Source organism: Isoptericola sp. NPDC019693, from assembly GCF_044389085.1.
In the GTDB taxonomy this organism is placed as follows: domain Bacteria; phylum Actinomycetota; class Actinomycetes; order Actinomycetales; family Cellulomonadaceae; genus Isoptericola.
The window spans coordinates 20,002-35,591 of sequence record NZ_JBIRXP010000005.1; the positions used below are offsets into that span (position 1 = coordinate 20,002).

At 74.9% G+C, this 15,590-nt stretch carries 20 protein-coding genes; 8 read left to right on the forward strand and 12 right to left on the reverse strand.

The window, feature by feature from the left end; genetic code table 11:
• Positions 1-81 precede the first annotated feature (81 nt).
• The gene (gene thpR, locus ACH436_RS15235; RefSeq protein ID WP_430561051.1) at positions 82-753 is read right to left on the reverse strand and encodes an RNA 2',3'-cyclic phosphodiesterase; all 672 of its coding nucleotides are present in this window, start codon (positions 751-753) and stop codon (positions 82-84) included.
• 88 nt (positions 754-841) lie between these two features.
• Between thpR and ACH436_RS15240 the strand changes: the two genes are divergently transcribed.
• Positions 842-1,516 carry an SRPBCC family protein gene (locus ACH436_RS15240; RefSeq protein ID WP_430561052.1) on the forward strand — a complete coding sequence of 225 codons (675 nt, stop codon included), beginning with the start codon at positions 842-844 and terminating at the stop codon, positions 1,514-1,516.
• On the opposite strand, the gene ACH436_RS15245 is transcribed toward ACH436_RS15240, so the two are convergent.
• The 4 genes from ACH436_RS15245 to infC form a co-directional block, all read right to left on the reverse strand.
• Positions 1,513-2,364, reverse strand: a complete 852-nt coding sequence (locus ACH436_RS15245) for a TrmH family RNA methyltransferase (protein ID WP_430561053.1) — start codon at positions 2,362-2,364, stop codon at positions 1,513-1,515. The genes ACH436_RS15240 and ACH436_RS15245 overlap by 4 nt on opposite strands.
• Positions 2,365-2,420: 56 nt before the next feature.
• Complete coding sequence (gene rplT, locus ACH436_RS15250) at positions 2,421-2,804, reverse strand: 50S ribosomal protein L20 (protein WP_079576292.1); 384 nt, start codon at positions 2,802-2,804, stop codon at positions 2,421-2,423.
• Between the two features lie 90 nt (positions 2,805-2,894).
• Positions 2,895-3,089: a 50S ribosomal protein L35 gene (gene rpmI, locus ACH436_RS15255; RefSeq protein ID WP_079576291.1), complete on the reverse strand. Its 195-nt coding sequence runs from the start codon at positions 3,087-3,089 to the stop codon at positions 2,895-2,897.
• 100 nt (positions 3,090-3,189) lie between these two features.
• Positions 3,190-4,233 carry a translation initiation factor IF-3 gene (gene infC / locus ACH436_RS15260; RefSeq protein WP_430561054.1) on the reverse strand — a complete coding sequence of 348 codons (1,044 nt, stop codon included), beginning with the start codon at positions 4,231-4,233 and terminating at the stop codon, positions 3,190-3,192.
• 305 nt (positions 4,234-4,538) lie between these two features.
• Between infC and ACH436_RS15265 the strand changes: the two genes are divergently transcribed.
• The 6 genes from ACH436_RS15265 to ACH436_RS15290 all read left to right on the forward strand — a co-directional run bounded on the left by ACH436_RS15265 (position 4,539) and on the right by ACH436_RS15290 (position 8,837).
• The gene (locus ACH436_RS15265) at positions 4,539-5,006 is read left to right on the forward strand and encodes a Fur family transcriptional regulator (RefSeq protein ID WP_430561055.1); all 468 of its coding nucleotides are present in this window, start codon (positions 4,539-4,541) and stop codon (positions 5,004-5,006) included.
• A 44-nt stretch (positions 5,007-5,050) separates the two neighbouring features.
• A complete protein-coding gene (locus tag ACH436_RS15270; protein ID WP_430561056.1) occupies positions 5,051-6,568 on the forward strand; it encodes a catalase in 1,518 nt (505 codons plus the stop codon).
• A 122-nt stretch (positions 6,569-6,690) separates the two neighbouring features.
• The gene (locus tag ACH436_RS15275; protein ID WP_430561057.1) at positions 6,691-7,059 is read left to right on the forward strand and encodes a DUF1844 domain-containing protein; all 369 of its coding nucleotides are present in this window, start codon (positions 6,691-6,693) and stop codon (positions 7,057-7,059) included.
• A 1-nt stretch (position 7,060) separates the two neighbouring features.
• Entirely contained in the window at positions 7,061-7,642 is a 582-nt protein-coding gene (locus tag ACH436_RS15280; protein WP_430561058.1) for a hypothetical protein, read from the forward strand.
• Complete coding sequence (locus tag ACH436_RS15285) at positions 7,639-8,439, forward strand: S1C family serine protease (RefSeq protein ID WP_430561059.1); 801 nt, start codon at positions 7,639-7,641, stop codon at positions 8,437-8,439. The genes ACH436_RS15280 and ACH436_RS15285 overlap by 4 nt, the downstream gene beginning before the upstream one ends.
• A gap of 98 nt (positions 8,440-8,537) precedes the next feature.
• Positions 8,538-8,837 (forward strand): hypothetical protein, encoded by a 300-nt coding sequence (locus ACH436_RS15290; protein WP_430561060.1) that lies wholly within the window; start codon positions 8,538-8,540, stop codon positions 8,835-8,837.
• An 18-nt stretch (positions 8,838-8,855) separates the two neighbouring features.
• Here ACH436_RS15290 and ACH436_RS15295 read toward each other — a convergent pair whose 3' ends face one another.
• The 6 genes from ACH436_RS15295 to ACH436_RS15320 form a co-directional block, all read right to left on the reverse strand.
• Entirely contained in the window at positions 8,856-9,671 is an 816-nt protein-coding gene (locus ACH436_RS15295) for an SseB family protein (RefSeq protein WP_430561061.1), read from the reverse strand.
• Positions 9,668-10,399, reverse strand: coding sequence for a bifunctional 1-(5-phosphoribosyl)-5-((5-phosphoribosylamino)methylideneamino)imidazole-4-carboxamide isomerase/phosphoribosylanthranilate isomerase PriA (priA, locus tag ACH436_RS15300; protein WP_430561062.1), 732 nt, complete (start codon positions 10,397-10,399; stop codon positions 9,668-9,670). The genes ACH436_RS15295 and priA overlap by 4 nt, the downstream gene beginning before the upstream one ends.
• Positions 10,400-10,461: 62 nt before the next feature.
• Positions 10,462-11,244 (reverse strand): imidazole glycerol phosphate synthase subunit HisH, encoded by a 783-nt coding sequence (gene hisH, locus ACH436_RS15305; RefSeq protein ID WP_430561336.1) that lies wholly within the window; start codon positions 11,242-11,244, stop codon positions 10,462-10,464.
• Positions 11,245-11,274: 30 nt separating this feature from the next.
• Positions 11,275-11,796: a hypothetical protein gene (locus tag ACH436_RS15310; protein ID WP_430561063.1), complete on the reverse strand. Its 522-nt coding sequence runs from the start codon at positions 11,794-11,796 to the stop codon at positions 11,275-11,277.
• 4 nt (positions 11,797-11,800) lie between these two features.
• Positions 11,801-12,403 (reverse strand): imidazoleglycerol-phosphate dehydratase HisB, encoded by a 603-nt coding sequence (gene hisB / locus ACH436_RS15315; RefSeq protein ID WP_429728601.1) that lies wholly within the window; start codon positions 12,401-12,403, stop codon positions 11,801-11,803.
• Positions 12,403-13,629, reverse strand: a complete 1,227-nt coding sequence (locus ACH436_RS15320) for a histidinol-phosphate transaminase (protein WP_430561064.1) — start codon at positions 13,627-13,629, stop codon at positions 12,403-12,405. The genes hisB and ACH436_RS15320 overlap by 1 nt, the downstream gene beginning before the upstream one ends.
• A 294-nt stretch (positions 13,630-13,923) precedes the next feature.
• Between ACH436_RS15320 and adhP the strand changes: the two genes are divergently transcribed.
• On the forward strand, positions 13,924-14,955 hold the full coding sequence (adhP, locus tag ACH436_RS15325; RefSeq protein ID WP_430561065.1) for an alcohol dehydrogenase AdhP: 1,032 nt from the start codon (positions 13,924-13,926) through the stop codon (positions 14,953-14,955).
• A 57-nt stretch (positions 14,956-15,012) separates the two neighbouring features.
• Here adhP and ACH436_RS15330 read toward each other — a convergent pair whose 3' ends face one another.
• Entirely contained in the window at positions 15,013-15,576 is a 564-nt protein-coding gene (locus ACH436_RS15330; RefSeq protein ID WP_430561066.1) for a Rieske (2Fe-2S) protein, read from the reverse strand.
• Positions 15,577-15,590: the final 14 nt, after the last annotated feature.

Genomic DNA, 15,590 nt, shown 5'->3' on the forward strand with positions numbered 1-15,590 from the left:
GTCCGCAGTGCCGCGCTCAGCGCGCGGGCGTCACCGGGGCCGGGCCCGTGGCGGGCCCGGTAAATCGGCGGTCGCGGCGTGTCACGCCTCCCATGATGACACGGGCGGGCGGGCCCCTTCCCGGCCGGTCAGCGGGACGACCGCGACGTCCTCGTGCAGCGGCCCTCCCGACCGGCCCTCGCCGAGCCGGGACGCGACGACGTGCACGGCGTCGACCCGCCACGACGGCCCCCGGTACACGGCCAGCGCACGCGCCCAGGGCACGAGGGGGGACGCCTCGGCCACCCGCCCGCGCGTCCCGCCGCGCGCGCCGTCGACCCGGCGCCGACCCTCGGCCGCCCGGACCGTCGCCCGCGCGACCGTGAGGTGCGGCCGGCCGGAGGTGCGGTCCGAGGCGGGCAGCCCCGCCGCGGCGGCGGCGTCCTGGGCGGCCTCCCCGGCGCGGCGCAGGTCGTCGACGGCTCCGGCGACGCCCACCCAGAGCGTGCGCCCGCCGAACGAGCCGCTCCCGGCCAGGGCCAGCTCGAACGGGGGTACGTCGGCGAGCGCGGCCCGCAGCGCGTCGACGTAACCCGGGACGGCGCCGTCCGGCACTTCGCCGTGGAAGACGAGCGTCACGTGACGCTGCTCGCGCGGCACCCAGCGCAGCCCGCGGCCCGGGTCGGACAGGGCGCCGCCACCCACCCCCGCCAGGGCGAGATCCAGGTGGCCGGCAGCGTCGGCGGAGGGGTACACGGCCGTGAACAGGCGCATGGCGCGATGCTAGGCTCGCGGCGGCCCGCCGGGCACGACCGCGCCCGTTCTCCGCGCGCCCCGCTCCGTGGAGCGGCAGGCTGGGGCCATGCCCTCGCTCCGACGCGTCCTCGTCACCTCGTCCCTGGCCGCCCTCGGGCTGGGTGCCGCCCTCCTCACCCGGCGGATGACGCAGACCTGGGGCACCGCGGCGCTGGAGGCCGACCTCCCCCTGCCCGGCGACGACCTCGTGCGGGGGGCGAGCGTCGTGGCCACCCGGGCCGTCGGCATCGGCGTCCCCGCCTCCCGGGTGTGGCCCTGGCTCGTCCAGCTCGGGTACGGCCGTGGCGGTTTCTACTCCCACGACCGGCTGGAGCGGGCCGTCGGGCTGGACATCCGTTCCGCCGACCGTGTGGAGCCGGCGTGGCAGGACCTCGCCGTCGGCGACCGGGTCGACCTCGCCGGGGGCTTCGGGCTCCGCGTCGCCGCCCTGGAGCCCGGGCGGCACATCGTCCTGCACGGCGGCGAACCGGGGCGCGGGGAACCGGTGGCCGGGTCACCGCCCTTCGACTTCTCGTGGGCGTTCGTCCTGCTGCCCTGGGAGGGGCGTGACGTGGGGACCCGGCTGCTCGTGCGCGAGCGTTACCGGCCGCACGGCACCGTGGGCCGCGTCGTCGTGGAGGCCACGCAGGTGGCGAGCTGGGTGATGTCCGCCGCGATGCTGCGCGGCATCCGGGACCGCGCGGAGGGGCGCCGGGCGCGCGCGGCACGCCCCGCGGGCTAGCGCTGGGCGCGACCGCTCGCGTACAGGCAGACGGTGGCGGCGGTGGCGAGGTTGAGCGACTCGGCCCGGCCGCGGATGGGCACGCGGACGACGGCGTCCGCCAGGGCCCGGTCGGCCTCGGGCAGGCCCCATGCCTCGTTGCCGAACACCCAGGCGGTGGAGCCGGCGAGGTCGGGCCGCCCTGCCGGGGCCGTCCCGGCCACGTCGAGCAGGTCGTCGAGGTCGTGCTCGCCCGTGCCGTCCGCGGCGAGGACGACGCAGCCGGCGTCGTGCGCCGCGGCGACGACGCCCGTCAGGGGCACGCCCGTCACGACGGGGACGTGGAAGAGGGAGCCGGCGGTGGAACGCACGACCTTGGGGTTGTGCACGTCGACGCTCTCGCCGGCGAGCACGACGAGGTCGGCGCCGGCCGCGTCGGCGGCCCGGATGACGGTGCCCGCGTTGCCGGGGTCGCGGACGTTCGCGAGCACGGCCACCAGCAGCGGGCGGGCGTCCAGCCCGCGCAGGGCGTCGTCGAGCGTGCGCGGGCGGGCCCGCACGACGGCGAGCACGCCCTGGGCGTCGGGGCTCATCGCGTCGAGCACCTCGGGGGTGCCGACGTGCAGGCGCAGCCCGGCCTCGCCGGCGGCCCCCACGATCTCGTCGTAGCGCTCGGCGGCGGCCGCCGTGAGGTAGACGTCCCGTACCTCGTCGGGCGCGTGCCGCACGGCCTCGCGCACGCCCTGCGGGCCCTCGACGAGGAACTGCCCGTGCCGGGAACGCGCGGGACGCCCGGACAGCGCCCTGACCTGCTTGACCCGGTCCGCCCGCGGGTTCGCGAGCGTCACGTCGGGGATGCCTGAGATCATGCGCGGCATCGACAGGTCGGGGGTGTCCGGGCGTCCGGGGTGCTGAGCGGGGTGGCTCAGGCGGCCTTCGGCGCGTTGACGTCGGCCGGCAGCGCGTCCTTGGCGACCTGGACGAGCGCGTTGAACGCCGCCACGTCGTTGACCGCGAGCTCGGCGAGCATGCGGCGGTCGACCTCGACACCAGCAGCCTTGAGGCCCTGGATGAGGCGGTTGTAGGTCAGACCCTGCGCGCGGGACGCAGCGTTGATGCGCTGGATCCACAGCTTGCGGAAGTCGCCCTTCTTCGCCTTGCGGTCGCGGTACGAGTAGACGAGGGAGTGGGTGACCTGCTCCTTCGCCTTCCGGTACAGGCGCGAACGCTGGCCGCGGTAGCCGCTGGCGCGCTCGAGGGTCGTACGGCGCTTCTTGTGGGCGTTGACCGCCCGCTTCACGCGTGCCACGTGATGCTCCTTGCAGTGTCGGGGCCGGAAGTGGACCCGGCGGTCGTGCTCCCCGGTGGTGTCACCGGAAGCCGCCGACCGCCGAGGGCGTCACTTGCCGAGCAGCTTCTTGATGGTCTTGACGTCGGCGGCCGAGACCACCTGGTCCTGAGCCAGACGACGCGTGCGGCGGCTGGACTTGTGCTCGAGGTAGTGGCGAGCGTTCGTCTGCTCCCGCATGATCTTGCCGCTGCCGGTGACCCGGAAGCGCTTCTTGGCGCCGGAGTGCGTCTTGTTCTTCGGCATGACTGCCGTCTCTCCTCGTGTCGGTCACCCGCCGGGTGGCGGGGACGTGGTGCGGACCGGGGCCGGCGAGCGGCCCGGTGCCAGATGGTCGTGTACGGCCTCAGCGCCCCGCGCGGGGGCTCGGCTTCGGACGCGGCGCCGGCGGCCGCGGGGTGGCGGGCTTCGGCGTCGCGGGCTTCGGCGTCGCCGCGGCGGGCTTCGCCGGCGTCGCGGGCTTCGGGGCCGCGGCCGGCGCGGCCGGCGTGGCCGGCGTGGAGGCCGACTTCTCCGCCACAGGCTTCGACGTCGCGGGCTTCGACGTCGCGGGCTTCGACGTCGCGGGCTTCGACGCGGCCGGCGCTACGGCGGGCTTCGTCTCGGCACGCGGGGCGGGCGCCGGCTGTGCGGCCTCGGGGGCCGGAGCCTCCTGCGCCTCGACCTCGGGCTCCGTCGGCTCGGGCTCCGGCGCAGGCTGCGCCGGCGCGGCCTGGGCACGGGCCTCGGCCTTGACCTCGGACTTGGTCTTGCGCTGCGCGTTGATCTCGCTGGACCGCTTGCGCTGCTCGACCTTGGCGTCGGCCTTCTTCTTCACCGGACCGAGCACCATGGTCATGTTGCGGCCGTCCTGCTTCGGCATCGACTCGACGAAGCCGAGGTCCGAGACGTCCTCCGCGAGCCGCTGCAGCAGACGCACGCCCATCTCGGGGCGCGACTGCTCACGACCGCGGAACATGATCATGACCTTGACCTTGTCGCCGGCCTCGAGGAAGCGGACGACGTGGCCCTTCTTGGTGCCGTAGTCGTGCGGGTCGATCTTCAGGCGGAACCGGATCTCCTTGAGGACCGTGTTCGCCTGGTTGCGCCGCGCCTCGCGCGCCTTCATGTCCGACTCGTACTTGAACTTGCCGTAGTCCATGAGCTTGGCGACGGGCGGACGGGCGTCCGGGGCCACCTCGACGAGGTCGAGGTCGGCGTCCTGGGCAAGCTTCAGGGCGACTCCCGTGGCGACCACGCCGACCTGCTCCCCGCCCGGGCCGATGAGTCGGACCTCGGGGACGCGGATCCGATCGTTGATGCGAGGCTCGCTGATGGTGATGCTCCTAAACTCGTCGGTAGACCGCCAGGGACGGGAAAGGCCCCCGACCTGAGCACAGGTGGAGGCCATCTACCGACGCCGGGGCGCGAGCGCTCCGACGACCGAGGCGGACGCCCACGAGAGGCGTCCGACCGGGACCCGGCCCCTGTCGGCGCCCGGGGGCGCTCGGTCGGTGCTCGGGTGGGATGAGATCCACTTGATGCACCCGGGCCCTGTCGACACCCCGAGGGGCGACGCACTTTCGGACCCAGGTCGGTCAGCGATCAAGATTAGCACGGTCTCGCCGCCCGCCCGGCCGGTGTGGCGAGCGTCTCGGCCACCCCGCTCGGGACCTTTACTGGAATCGTTCCAGAAAATGTGGCAGGGTCGGCCCCGTGACCACGGCGACGACGGACGAGACACTGCTGAGGGAACGGGGACTGCGCGTCACCGGTTCCCGGCTCGCCGTCCTGCGCGCGCTCTCCGCGCACCAGCACGCCACCGCGGACGACGTCGTGCACGCGGTGCGCGACGACCTCGGCTCGGTGTCCGTGCAGGCCGTGTACGACTGCCTGCACGCGCTCACCTCGGCCGGCCTCCTGCGCCGCATGGAGCCCGCCGGGCACCCCGCCCGCTACGAGCGCCGCACCGGCGACAACCACCACCACGTGGTGTGCCGCTCGTGCGGCGCCGTCGCCGACGTGGACTGCACCGTGGGGCACGCGCCCTGCCTGACGCCAAGCGCGTCTCACGGGTTCGCCGTCGACCTCGCCGAGGTCACGTTCTGGGGCCTGTGCCCCGACTGTGCCGGCGCCCCGGCCGCCGACCCCGTCCCGGCGGCCGTCACCGGCACGACCTCCTGAAGCCGGACCTCAACCGGAACCCCCCTGAGAAAGGACGTCATCACATGACGACGCCGTTCACGACGACGCAGACCGGCACGCCGGTCGCGAGCGACGCACAGTCCCTCACGCTGGGTGCGGACGGGCCCACCGTCCTGCACGACCGCTACCTGGTCGAGAAGCTCGCCTCCTTCAACCGGGAGCGCGTCCCGGAGCGCAACCCGCACGCCAAGGGCGGCGGCGCGTTCGGTGAGTTCGTCGTCACCGAGGACGTCTCGCAGTACACCCGCGCCGCGGTCTTCCAGAAGGGCGCGACGAGCGAGACGCTGCTGCGCTTCTCCTCGGTCGCGGGCGAGCAGGGCTCCCCCGACACCTGGCGCGACGTGCGCGGCTTCTCGCTGCGCTTCTACACCACCGAGGGCAACCTCGACATCGTCGGCAACAACACCCCGGTGTTCTTCCTGCGCGACGCGATGAAGTTCCCGGACTTCATCCACTCCCAGAAGCGCCTCGGCGCCTCCGGCCTGCGCAACGCCGACATGCAGTGGGACTTCTGGACGCTGTCCCCCGAGTCCGCCCACCAGGTCACCTACGTCATGGGCGACCGCGGGCTGTCGAAGTCGTGGCGCCACCTCAACGGCTATGGCTCGCACACCTACCAGTGGATCAACGCCGCGGGCGAGCGCTTCTGGGTGCAGTACCACTTCATCTCCCAGCAGGGCGTGGAGCACATGTCGTCCGAGGACGCCGAGCGCATCGCCGGTGAGGACGCGGACTACTACCGCCGCGACCTGTACGAGGCCATCGAGCGCGGGGAGCACCCCTCCTGGGACGTCAAGGTCCAGGTCATGCCGTACGAGGACGCGAAGACCTACCGCTTCAACCCGTTCGACATGACGAAGGTCTGGCCGCACGCGGACTACCCGCTCATCAAGGTCGGCACCTTCACGCTGAACCGGAACCCGAAGAACTTCTTCGCGGAGATCGAGCAGGCGGCGTTCTCGCCGGGCAACCAGGTGCCGGGCACCGGCATCTCGCCCGACAAGATGCTCATGGCCCGCGTCTTCTCCTACCCCGACGCGCAGCGCTACCGCATCGGCACGAACTACAACCAGCTCCCCGTGAACCAGCCGCACGCCGCCCCGGTCGCGAACTACATGCACCAGGGCAGCATGCAGTACCACTTCAACGGCCCCGAGCACCGGGTCTACACGCCGAACTCGTTCGGCGCCCAGGGCGGCCCCGTGGCCGACCCGGCGCGCGGGGTCGAGGCCGGCTGGGAGTCGGACGGCGAGCTCGTGCGCGCCGCCCAGACGCTGCACGCCGAGGACGACGACTTCGGCCAGGCGGGCACCCTGTACCGCGAGGTCTTCGACGACGGCGCCAAGGCGCGCTTCCTCGAGACCCTCACCGGCCAGGGTCTCGCGATCACGATCGACGAGATCCGCGAGCGGTTCTTCCAGTACTGGACGAACGTGGACGCCGAGCTCGGCGCCAAGCTCCGCGCCGAGGTGTCCGCGGGCCACGTCCCCTCGCCGGCCGCCGCCGGCTCGGGCCCCGACGTCGAGCCCGTCGGCATCTGACGACACGCCGGCGCACGGCACGCGCGCCGACACCACGCCGAGGCCGGGTCCCCCACGGGGGCCCGGCCTCGGCCGTCCGCGGCGGGCCGCCGGGGCTCCGCCCCGATGCGAAGATGGACCCCATGAGCACCCCGCCCGACGCCCCCTCCCCCACCTCCGCCGCCGACGACGCCACCCGCGACATCGCCGACGTCGCCGCCGTCGAGGTCATCACCGCCGCGGCCGTGCACCTCATGAGCGCCGCCGCCGTGAAGTGCGGCCTCGCGGAGGACGCCGACGCCCAGGGGCACCTCGACCTCGACGAGGCGCGCAAGCTGATCACCGCGCTCGCCGCCCTCGTCACGGCGAGCGCCCCCGACATCGGCAACCAGCACGCCCGCTCGCTCCGCGACGGCCTGCGGTCCCTCCAGCTCGCGTTCCGCGAGGCCTCCGTCGTGCCGGACGCGCCCGGCGAGGGCCCGGGCGAGAAGTACACGGGCTCCGTCGTCTGAGATGTCCGCCCCGTCCGCCTGGCCCCCGCCCCCGGATCACGCGCCGCCGCCCCAGGGCGGCGGCGCGGCGGCGCGGCGACGCGGCCGCCGCACGGCGGTCACGGTCCTGGCGGTGCTGCTGGCCGGGTCGCTCGGGCTCGGCGCGTACCTGGGGGTGACCACGGCGCGCTGGCAGGCGCACAGCGCCGCCTGGGAGGACGAGGCGCGCGGGTACGCCGACCGCGTGGCCGCGCTCGACGCCGAGCTCGCGGCGACCGACGCCGAGCTCGTCGCCGCCCGTGAGCAGCTCGCCACCGCGACGGCACGGATCACCGACCTCGCCAACGAGAAGGCCCAGCTCGGCGACGAGAACGTCGCCTCGCAGCGGTACCTCGACTACGAGAAGCAGGTGAGCGAGGCGGCGGGCGTCGTGACGACCGCGCTGGGCGACTGCGTGGACGCCCAGGCGCAGCTCATCACCTACCTCGAGGACCGCGGCTCCTACGACGCGAAGGACCTCGACCGGTTCGCCACCGACGTCGACACCCTGTGCCGCCAGGCCTCGAAGGCGAACGACCAGCTGGAGCAGGAGCTCGAACCGTGAGCCGCCCGGCGTCCCCGCGACGCGCCGGGCGGGGGGTGCGCCCCGCGGCGGCGCTGCTCCTGGCCGCCGCGCTCACGGGCTGCGGGGTGCTCCCGGCGATGCCGCCCCCCGTCCCGGACGACGTCGTCCCGACACGCGTCGCACCGTCGCCAGCGCCCTCCCTCTCGACCGACGGCGCCGAGGGCCTGTCGCCGGACGGCTTCGACGCCGTGCAGCGCATGGCCGTGCGGATCCGCAACGTGGGCTGCGACGGGCTGTCCACCGGGTCCGGCTTCGCCGTCGACGAGCACACCCTCATCACCAACCGGCACGTCGTGGCCGACTCCGAGTCCCTGGAGGTGAGCACGTACGACGGGCGCGACCTCGCCGTCTCCGCCGCGGGCAGCGCCTCGCTCGCCGATCTGGCGCTGGTGCGCACCGCCGACCCCCTGCCCAGCCACCCCACCCTCGCGGACGCCGACCCGAGGCCCGGCGATCCCGTGACGGTGGTCGGGTACCCGGAGGGCGGCAGGCTGACCGTGACGGCCGGAGAGGTCATCGGGCCGACCACCGACCCCCTGCACGAGAACCTCGGCGAGGTGCTGCTCACCGACGCCCCCGTCGAGCCCGGCTCCTCCGGGTCCGCGGCCCTCGACGAGCGGGGCAGGGTGATCGGGGTGGTGTACGCGAAGACGTCCGACGGACGCTCCCTGCTGGTGCCGCTCTCCACCCTGGAGCAGCTGCTCGACGACGCCGACGGGTTCCGGGCGCTGCCGCCGTGCGAGCAGCCCTCCGGGTCGCCGTCACCCCCGCGCTGACCGTCGGCGCCGACCGTCCGGTCCCGAGTGGCGACGCTTCCCCCCGAGAGCCCGGGGGTGCAGACTGGCGGTCGCCCGTCCGACCGGAGGTCCCCACCGTGCCCGACCGCCCCGAGATCGTCTGCATCTGCGGCTCGGTGCGGTTCGTGGACGAGATGCGCGCGGCGCACCGCGACCTGACCCTGGCCGGCGCGATCGTCGTCGGCCCGGGCGGGGCGGACGAGGTCCTGACCGAGGAGCAGAGGGCTGCGCTCGCCGCGCTGCACCTGCGCAAGATCGACCTGGCCGACCGGGTCCTGGTCGTCAACCCCGGCGGCTACGTCGGAGAGTCGACGCGCAGGGAGATCGCGTACGCCCGGGCCACCGGGACGCCGGTCGCGTTCACCGTCCCCGGCTGACCCCGGACGCCCGGGGTCTCAGCGCGCGGCACCCACCCGCAGCTCGAGGGAGTCGACCCGGCCCGAGATCACCGTCGAGGCGCCCAGGCGGGCGTTCACCTGCGCGAGCACGCGGTCGAGCCCGGAACGGTCCAGGCCCGGGTCGAGCGCCAGGACGACGGCGACCTCCGCCCGGCGCCCGGGCTCGGCGTGCGCCCGCACCACGTGCTGCACGGGGGCGGCGGCGTCCGCCACCGCGGTGGCGACCTCGCGGTCGACCACCAGCGCGCCGTCCGTGCCGCCCGGGACGAGCGCCGGCCGCCACTCGTGGCCCTGGGCGAGGGCCCACACGGCCGGGCGGGGCACGAGGGCCGTGGCGGGCCCCGCCGGGTCCACGACCAGGAGCGACCAGTCCTCGCTCACGGCCGACAGCGCCGCGCGGGCGGCCTCGACCGGGACCGGCCGCGCGTCCGCGCGCCAGGCCTTCATCGCGTCGACCGAGCTGAAGACCGGCAGCGCCCGGCGACCGTCGGGCGCCTCGATCGCCACGACGCCGGCCGCGGCCTCCTTGTCGACGTGCAGCTCCTGGGTGGTGCCCGAGGGGCCGTCGTGCTCGACCACGTCGGCGACGGCGAGCTCCGCCAGCACCGGCACCAGCACGCGCGTGACGGCGAGGCGCCGCACGACGTCGCCCAGCGAGCCCGTCCCGCCGGCGTGCGCGCGCAGCAGCGAGGCGAGCTCGGGGTCGGCCGAGCCGTCGTCACCCGCGAACTGCGACGTCGGCTGGATGGACTTCAGGTGGCCGGGCAGCGCCCGACCCTCGGTGCCCGCCGGGTCGCCGTCACCCGCCGTCACGGCCGGCCCGCCACGTCGAGCGCCTCGGGCAGCGTGAACGCCCCGGCGTACAGGGCCTTGCCCACCACGGCGCCCTCGACGCCGTCCGGCACCAGGGCGCGCAGCGCCTCGAGGTCCGCGAGGGAGGAGATGCCCCCCGACGCGACGACCTTGGCGGGCGTGCGCGACGCGACCTCGCGCAGCAGGTCGACGTTCGGCCCGCGCAGCGTGCCGTCCTTGGTGACGTCCGTGACGACGTACCGCGCGCACCCGGCGTCGTCGAGACGGGCGAGCACCTCCCACAGGTCGCCGCCCTCCTGGGTCCACCCCCGCGCGGCGAGCGTCGTGCCGCGCACGTCGAGACCGACGGCGACGGCGTCGCCGTGCTCCGCGATCACGCGCGCGGTCCACTCCGGGTCCTCGAGAGCCGCCGTGCCGATGTTGACGCGCCGGGCGCCCGTGGCGAGGGCGCGCTCGAGGGACGCGTCGTCGCGGATGCCGCCCGACAGCTCCACCTGGACGTCCAGCTCGGCCACGACCTGCGCGAGGAGGTCGGCGTTGGAGCCGCGACCGAACGCCGCATCGAGGTCGACGAGGTGGATCCACTCGGCGCCCCCCGCCTGCCAGTCGCGGGCGGCGGCCAGCGGGTCTCCGTAGGACGTCTCGGAGCCGGCCTCTCCCTGCACGAGTCGGACGGCCTGGCCGTCGGCGACGTCGACGGCGGGCAGCAGAACGAGGCGATCAGTCACGGGGTTCTCCATCGTTTCGGTGGTGCGGCCCGTCGCTGTCGGGCCAGGGAGCGGGAGGGCCGTCAGAGCGAGCGGACCCAGTTCTCGAGCAGGGTCGCGCCGGCGTCACCGGACTTCTCGGGGTGGAACTGCGTGGCGGCCAGCGGTCCGCTCTCGACGGCGGCGACGAACCGGGCCTCCGAGCCGGGGGCCCCGTGCCGGGCCCAGGTGACCAGCGGCGGCGCATAACGCGGGTCGGCGTCGCCGTCGTGCCCCTGCGTGAACTCCTGCGCCGCGTACGAGTGCACGAAGTAGAACCGCTCGTGCTCCACCCCCGCGAAGAGCCGCGACCCCTCCGGGACCTCCACGGGCGACCAGCCCATGTGCGGCACGACCGGGGCGTCGAGGCGCTCGACGACCCCGGGCCACTCGCCGAGGCCCTCGGCGCGCTCGCCGTGCTCCACGCCGGCGTCGAACATGACCTGCATCCCGACGCAGATGCCGAGCACGGGCCGTCCTCCGGCGAGACGCCGGTCGATCACCTGGTCGCCGCGGACGGCGCGCAGCCCGGCCATGCAGGCGGCGAACGCGCCCACGCCCGGGACCACGAGCCCGTCGGCCTCGGCGGCCCGCGTCAGGTCCGCGGTGAGCTCGACGTCGGCACCCACCCGCTCGAGGGCCCGCACGGCCGAGCGCACGTTGCCGAAGCCGTAGTCGAGCACGACGACGTGCGGGAGCCCGCCCGCCCTGGCGGGCGCCGGCGCCGGGTTGAGGTCGGCCGCGGCGCCGCCGTGCGGCAGCAGGGGCGAGATGCCCGCGGCCTCCTGCGCGGCGGCGATCGGGTCCCGGCCGGTGGCTCCGGGCATGTCGCTGGTCGTGTCCGGCATGCGACTCCTCTACTGCTTCTTGCGGGCCTTGCGCGCGGCGCCCGTGAGCATCCGCATCGCCTTGAACCGGCCGATGCTCGACGAGGGCACCACGCCCGGCAGGTCGGCCACGGTGATCTGGCCGGTGACGAGGTCCTCGAGGGCCTCGGGCGCGCCGCCGAGCACCAGGCCCGGCGGGAGCTCGCCCTCCGCCTCGCCGCCGGAGTAGCGCACGCACGTGAGCTGCTCGCCCCGGCGGGTCACGAGGACCAGGGGCACCCCGGCCACGAGCTTCGAGATCGCGGCTGCGGCCCGGGCGGGCGCGTCACCGCTCGTGTCGCGCAGGATCGCGAGCGCACCGACCGGGGTCGGCGCGGCGTCGACGTCGAGCTCGGCGAGCGAGCAGGCGGCCGCCAGGGGCTCGGCGCCGGCGATCTGCGTGATGAGGACCGCCAGCTCGGGGTCCGCGGAGGCGCCGTCGAGGCCGGACAGGTCGTCGGGGACCTCGAAGCCCTCGGGCAGGTCGGGCTGCTGGTCGGGATCGGTGGTCATGCGGCTACAGCGCACCCTTCGTGGACGGGACGCCCTCGACGCGCGGGTCGGGGGCGACGGCGGCGCGCAGCGCACGGGCGAGCGCCTTGAACTGGGCCTCGACGATGTGGTGCGGGTCGCGGCCCGCGAGGACCCGCACGTGCAGGCAGATCCCGGCGTGGTGCGCGATCGACTCGAGCACGTGCCGCGTGAGCGACCCGGTGAAGTGCCCGCCGATGAGGTGGTACTCCTGGCCCTCCGGCTCGCCGGAGTGCACCAGGTACGGCCGGCCCGACACGTCGACGACCGCGAGCGCGAGCGCCTCGTCGAGCGGCACCGTGGCGTCGCCGAAGCGGGAGATGCCCCGCTTGTCGCCGAGCGCCTCGCGCAGCGCCTCGCCGAGCACGATCGCGACGTCCTCGACGGTGTGGTGGGCGTCGATGTGCGTGTCCCCGGTCGCGCGCACCGTGAGGTCGATCAGGGAGTGCTTGCCGAGCGCGGTGAGCATGTGGTCGTAGAAGGGCACGGTGGTCGAGATCTCCGTGCGCCCCGTGCCGTCCAGGTCCAGCTCGACGACGACGCTCGACTCGCTCGTCGTGCGCTCCACGCGGGCCGTGCGGTGCTGCATCAGTCCTCCTTCTCGGGCGCCGCGGCGCCGGTCGTGCTCGCGCCGACGACCTCGGTGAACGCGGCCCGGAACGCCGCGTTCTCGGCGGGTGTGCCGACGGACACCCGGAGCCACCCGTCGGGACCCGTCTCCCGGATGAGGACGCCGCGGTCGAGCAGGCCCTGCCAGACGGCGTGCCGGTCGGCGAACCTGCCGAACAGCACGAAGTTCGCGTCCGAGTCCGCGACCTGCAGCGCCTCACCGGCCACGCGCTGCGCGCGCAGCCACGCCACCAGCGCGTCCCGCTCGTCGCGGAGCTCGCGCACCTGGGCGCGCAGCTCGTCGTGGTGCGCCAGCGCGCCGCGCGCGGCGGCCTGCGTCACCGCCGACAGGTGGTACGGGAGCCGGACGACGCGCAGGGCGTCCACGAGCTCGGCGGAGGCCGCCAGATAGCCCAGCCGCAGCCCGGCCGCGGCGAAGGCCTTCGACATCGTGCGCGAGACGGCGAGGTGCGGGTGCGCACCGAGCAGCTCGAGCGCCGAGGGCGTGCCCGGGCGCCGGAACTCGGCGTACGCCTCGTCGACCACGACGACGGCTCCCGCACGACGCCCGCCGTGCTCCGGCGCGTCCGCGACCTCGACGCGCGCCGCCGCCTCGAGGACGGCCTCGACGGTCGCGAGCGGCAGCGCCGTCCCGGTGGGGTTGTTCGGGCTGGCGAGGAGGATCACGGACGGCCGGACCTCCTCGATCGTCGCCACGGCGTGGTCGACGTCGAGCGTGAAGTCGGTCTCGCGGCGCCCGGTGACCCAGCGCGTGTGGGTGTCCCGCGCGTACTCGGGGTACATGGAGTAGGTCGGCGCGAACGACAGCGCGGTGCGCCCGGGGCCGCCGAAGGCCTGCAGCAGGTGCAGCATGACCTCGTTGGAGCCGTTGGCCGCCCAGACCTGCTCGGCCGCGACGCGCACGCCCGACTCGAGGGCCAGGTAGTCCGCCAGGTCGTCGCGCAGGGCGGCGAAGTCGCGGTCCGGGTACCGGTTGAGCCCTCGCGCCGCGTCCGCGACGTGGCGGGCGATCGTCGCGACGACCGCGTCCGACGGGGGGTACGGGTTCTCGTTGACGTTCAGCCGCACCGGCACGTCGAGCTGCGGGGCGCCGTAGGGCACCTCGGCGGCGAGCTCGGGACGCAGCGGCAGCCGCGCGCCGTCGACGCCACCGGCGGGCGCGGCGGCGGACAGGGGGGTGGTCACGGCGTCATTCTACGGAACCTGCGGGGTGGCCGGGTGTGGCGTCCGCCCCTCGGCGCCGGCGGTCGGCACCGGGTGCGGGCCGGGCCCGCACTCTCCCGTCCGGGGCCCCGAGAACAGGTTTGTGAAGGACTTCACATGCCAGGAACGGCACGGTTCCGGGCCTTGTGACAGCCTTCACAAGGGTTTCCGGCTGCACTCCCCACCACTTGTGCCTACCGTCGAGGTACCCAACAGATCGACCCAGCAGTTTCGACGTGGGGGCCGCCGTCCGCGGCCCGCGAGAGGGAGAAGCAGATGAGCACCATGCAGGCCGCGGTCGTCCACTCGTTCACCGAGCCCCTGTCCGTCGAGGACCGCGAGGTCCCGGCGCCCGGCCCGCACGAGGCGCTGGTCAAGGTCGACTACACCGGCGTGTGCCACACCGACCTGCACGCCGCGCACGGCGACTGGCCGGTCAAGCCGACCCCGCCGTTCGTCCCCGGCCACGAGGGCGTCGGCCACGTCGTCGCCGTCGGCGACCAGGTGACCCGCGTCAAGGTCGGCGACACCGTCGGCAACGCCTGGCTGTGGAGCGCCTGCGGCGAGTGCGAGTACTGCGAGACCGGCTGGGAGACCCTCTGCCCGAACCAGAAGAACGGCGGCTACTCGGTCGACGGCTCCTTCGGCCAGTACATGCTCGTCGACTCCCGGTACGCGCCCGTCATCCCCGACGGCGTCGAGCTCGCCGCCGTCGGCCCGATCCTGTGCGCCGGCGTCACGGTCTACAAGGGCCTCAAGATGACGGACACCCAGCCCGGCGAGTGGGTCCTGATCTCCGGCATCGGCGGCCTCGGGCACATCGCCGTGCAGTACGCGGTCGCGATGGGCCGCCGCGTCGCCGCGGTCGACGTCGACGACGCCAAGCTCGAGCTGGCCCGCAAGCACGGCGCCGAGGTGACCGTGAACGCCGCCACCTCCGCCGACGCGGCGGCCGAGCTGCAGGAGAAGACCGGCGGCGGCGTCCACGGCGCGCTCGTCACCGCGGTCAACGCCCACGCCTTCCCGCAGGCCGTCGGCGCGCTGCGCCGCGGCGGCACCGTCTCCCTGGTGGGGCTGCCCCCGGAGAAGTTCCCGCTGGACATCTTCACCACGGTGCTGTTCGGCCTCACCGTCCGCGGCTCGATCGTCGGCACGCGCAAGGACATGGCGGAGGCCCTCGACTTCTTCGCCCGGGGCAAGATCGACCCGACCTACACCGTGCGTCCCCTCGGCGACATCAACGCGATCTTCGACGAGATGATCGCCGGCAAGATCGACGGCCGGGTCGTCATGGACATGCGCAGCTGACCCGCACCCGTGCGCGACGAAGGCCCGGCGGCCAGGCCGCCGGGCCTTCGTCGCGCCTCAGGCGAGGACGACGTCCTCCCCCGAGACCTCGACCTGGATCGCCGGCAGGGGCTCGGGCGCCGGGCCACCGAGCACCGCGGCGTCGGTGAGCGCGTACCGCGACTGGTGGCAGGGGCACAGCAGCTCGCCCTCCCCCGGGGTGACCGTGCACCCGGCATGGGTGCAGATCGCGCTGAACGCGTGCACCTCGCCCTGGGTCGGCTGCGTCACGAGCACGTCCTGCCCCCCGACCTTCGCCGCGACCGCACCGCCGACCGGCACGTCCGCGAGCGCCACGACGACGGTCCCCGCCCCCTCCGCGCTCGCGGAGGCCGCCGCGTCCTGAGGCGTCGGCCGCTGCTCGGCGCAGGCGGCGAGCACCCCGGCACCGGCGATCGCCCCCGCCGCCGCGCCCGTACCCCGCAGCAGCTGGCGGCGGGTCGGACCGCAGGCGCAGGCGGGTCCGTCGAGTGCGCCCGCCTCCCGGTCGTCGTCGGGCACCCGGGAGAGCGGGGACGTTCCGGGCTCGCGCCGGCCGGTCGACAGGCTGGTCGGCGGGCTGGTCGGCAGTCTGGTCGGCATCGCGCCTCCGGTGG

Excerpts from the sequence above, each read along its gene's own strand:
- ACH436_RS15280 (WP_430561058.1), top strand. The coding sequence starts at position 7,061 with ATGTCCGCCCCGTCCGCCTGGCCCCCGCCCCCGGATCACGCGCCGCCG.
- infC (WP_430561054.1), bottom strand. The coding sequence starts at position 4,233 with ATGGCCTCCACCTGTGCTCAGGTCGGGGGCCTTTCCCGTCCCTGGCGG.
- ACH436_RS15330 (WP_430561066.1), bottom strand. The coding sequence starts at position 15,576 with ATGCCGACCAGACTGCCGACCAGCCCGCCGACCAGCCTGTCGACCGGC.
- ACH436_RS15240 (WP_430561052.1), top strand. The coding sequence starts at position 842 with ATGCCCTCGCTCCGACGCGTCCTCGTCACCTCGTCCCTGGCCGCCCTC.
- hisB (WP_429728601.1), bottom strand. The coding sequence starts at position 12,403 with ATGCAGCACCGCACGGCCCGCGTGGAGCGCACGACGAGCGAGTCGAGC.
- ACH436_RS15275 (WP_430561057.1), top strand. The coding sequence starts at position 6,691 with ATGAGCACCCCGCCCGACGCCCCCTCCCCCACCTCCGCCGCCGACGAC.
- rpmI (WP_079576291.1), bottom strand. The coding sequence starts at position 3,089 with ATGCCGAAGAACAAGACGCACTCCGGCGCCAAGAAGCGCTTCCGGGTC.
- ACH436_RS15270 (WP_430561056.1), top strand. The coding sequence starts at position 5,051 with ATGACGACGCCGTTCACGACGACGCAGACCGGCACGCCGGTCGCGAGC.
- ACH436_RS15310 (WP_430561063.1), bottom strand. The coding sequence starts at position 11,796 with ATGACCACCGATCCCGACCAGCAGCCCGACCTGCCCGAGGGCTTCGAG.
- ACH436_RS15245 (WP_430561053.1), bottom strand. The coding sequence starts at position 2,364 with ATGATCTCAGGCATCCCCGACGTGACGCTCGCGAACCCGCGGGCGGAC.
- thpR (WP_430561051.1), bottom strand. The coding sequence starts at position 753 with ATGCGCCTGTTCACGGCCGTGTACCCCTCCGCCGACGCTGCCGGCCAC.
- hisH (WP_430561336.1), bottom strand. The coding sequence starts at position 11,244 with ATGCCCGGAGCCACCGGCCGGGACCCGATCGCCGCCGCGCAGGAGGCC.
- adhP (WP_430561065.1), top strand. The coding sequence starts at position 13,924 with ATGAGCACCATGCAGGCCGCGGTCGTCCACTCGTTCACCGAGCCCCTG.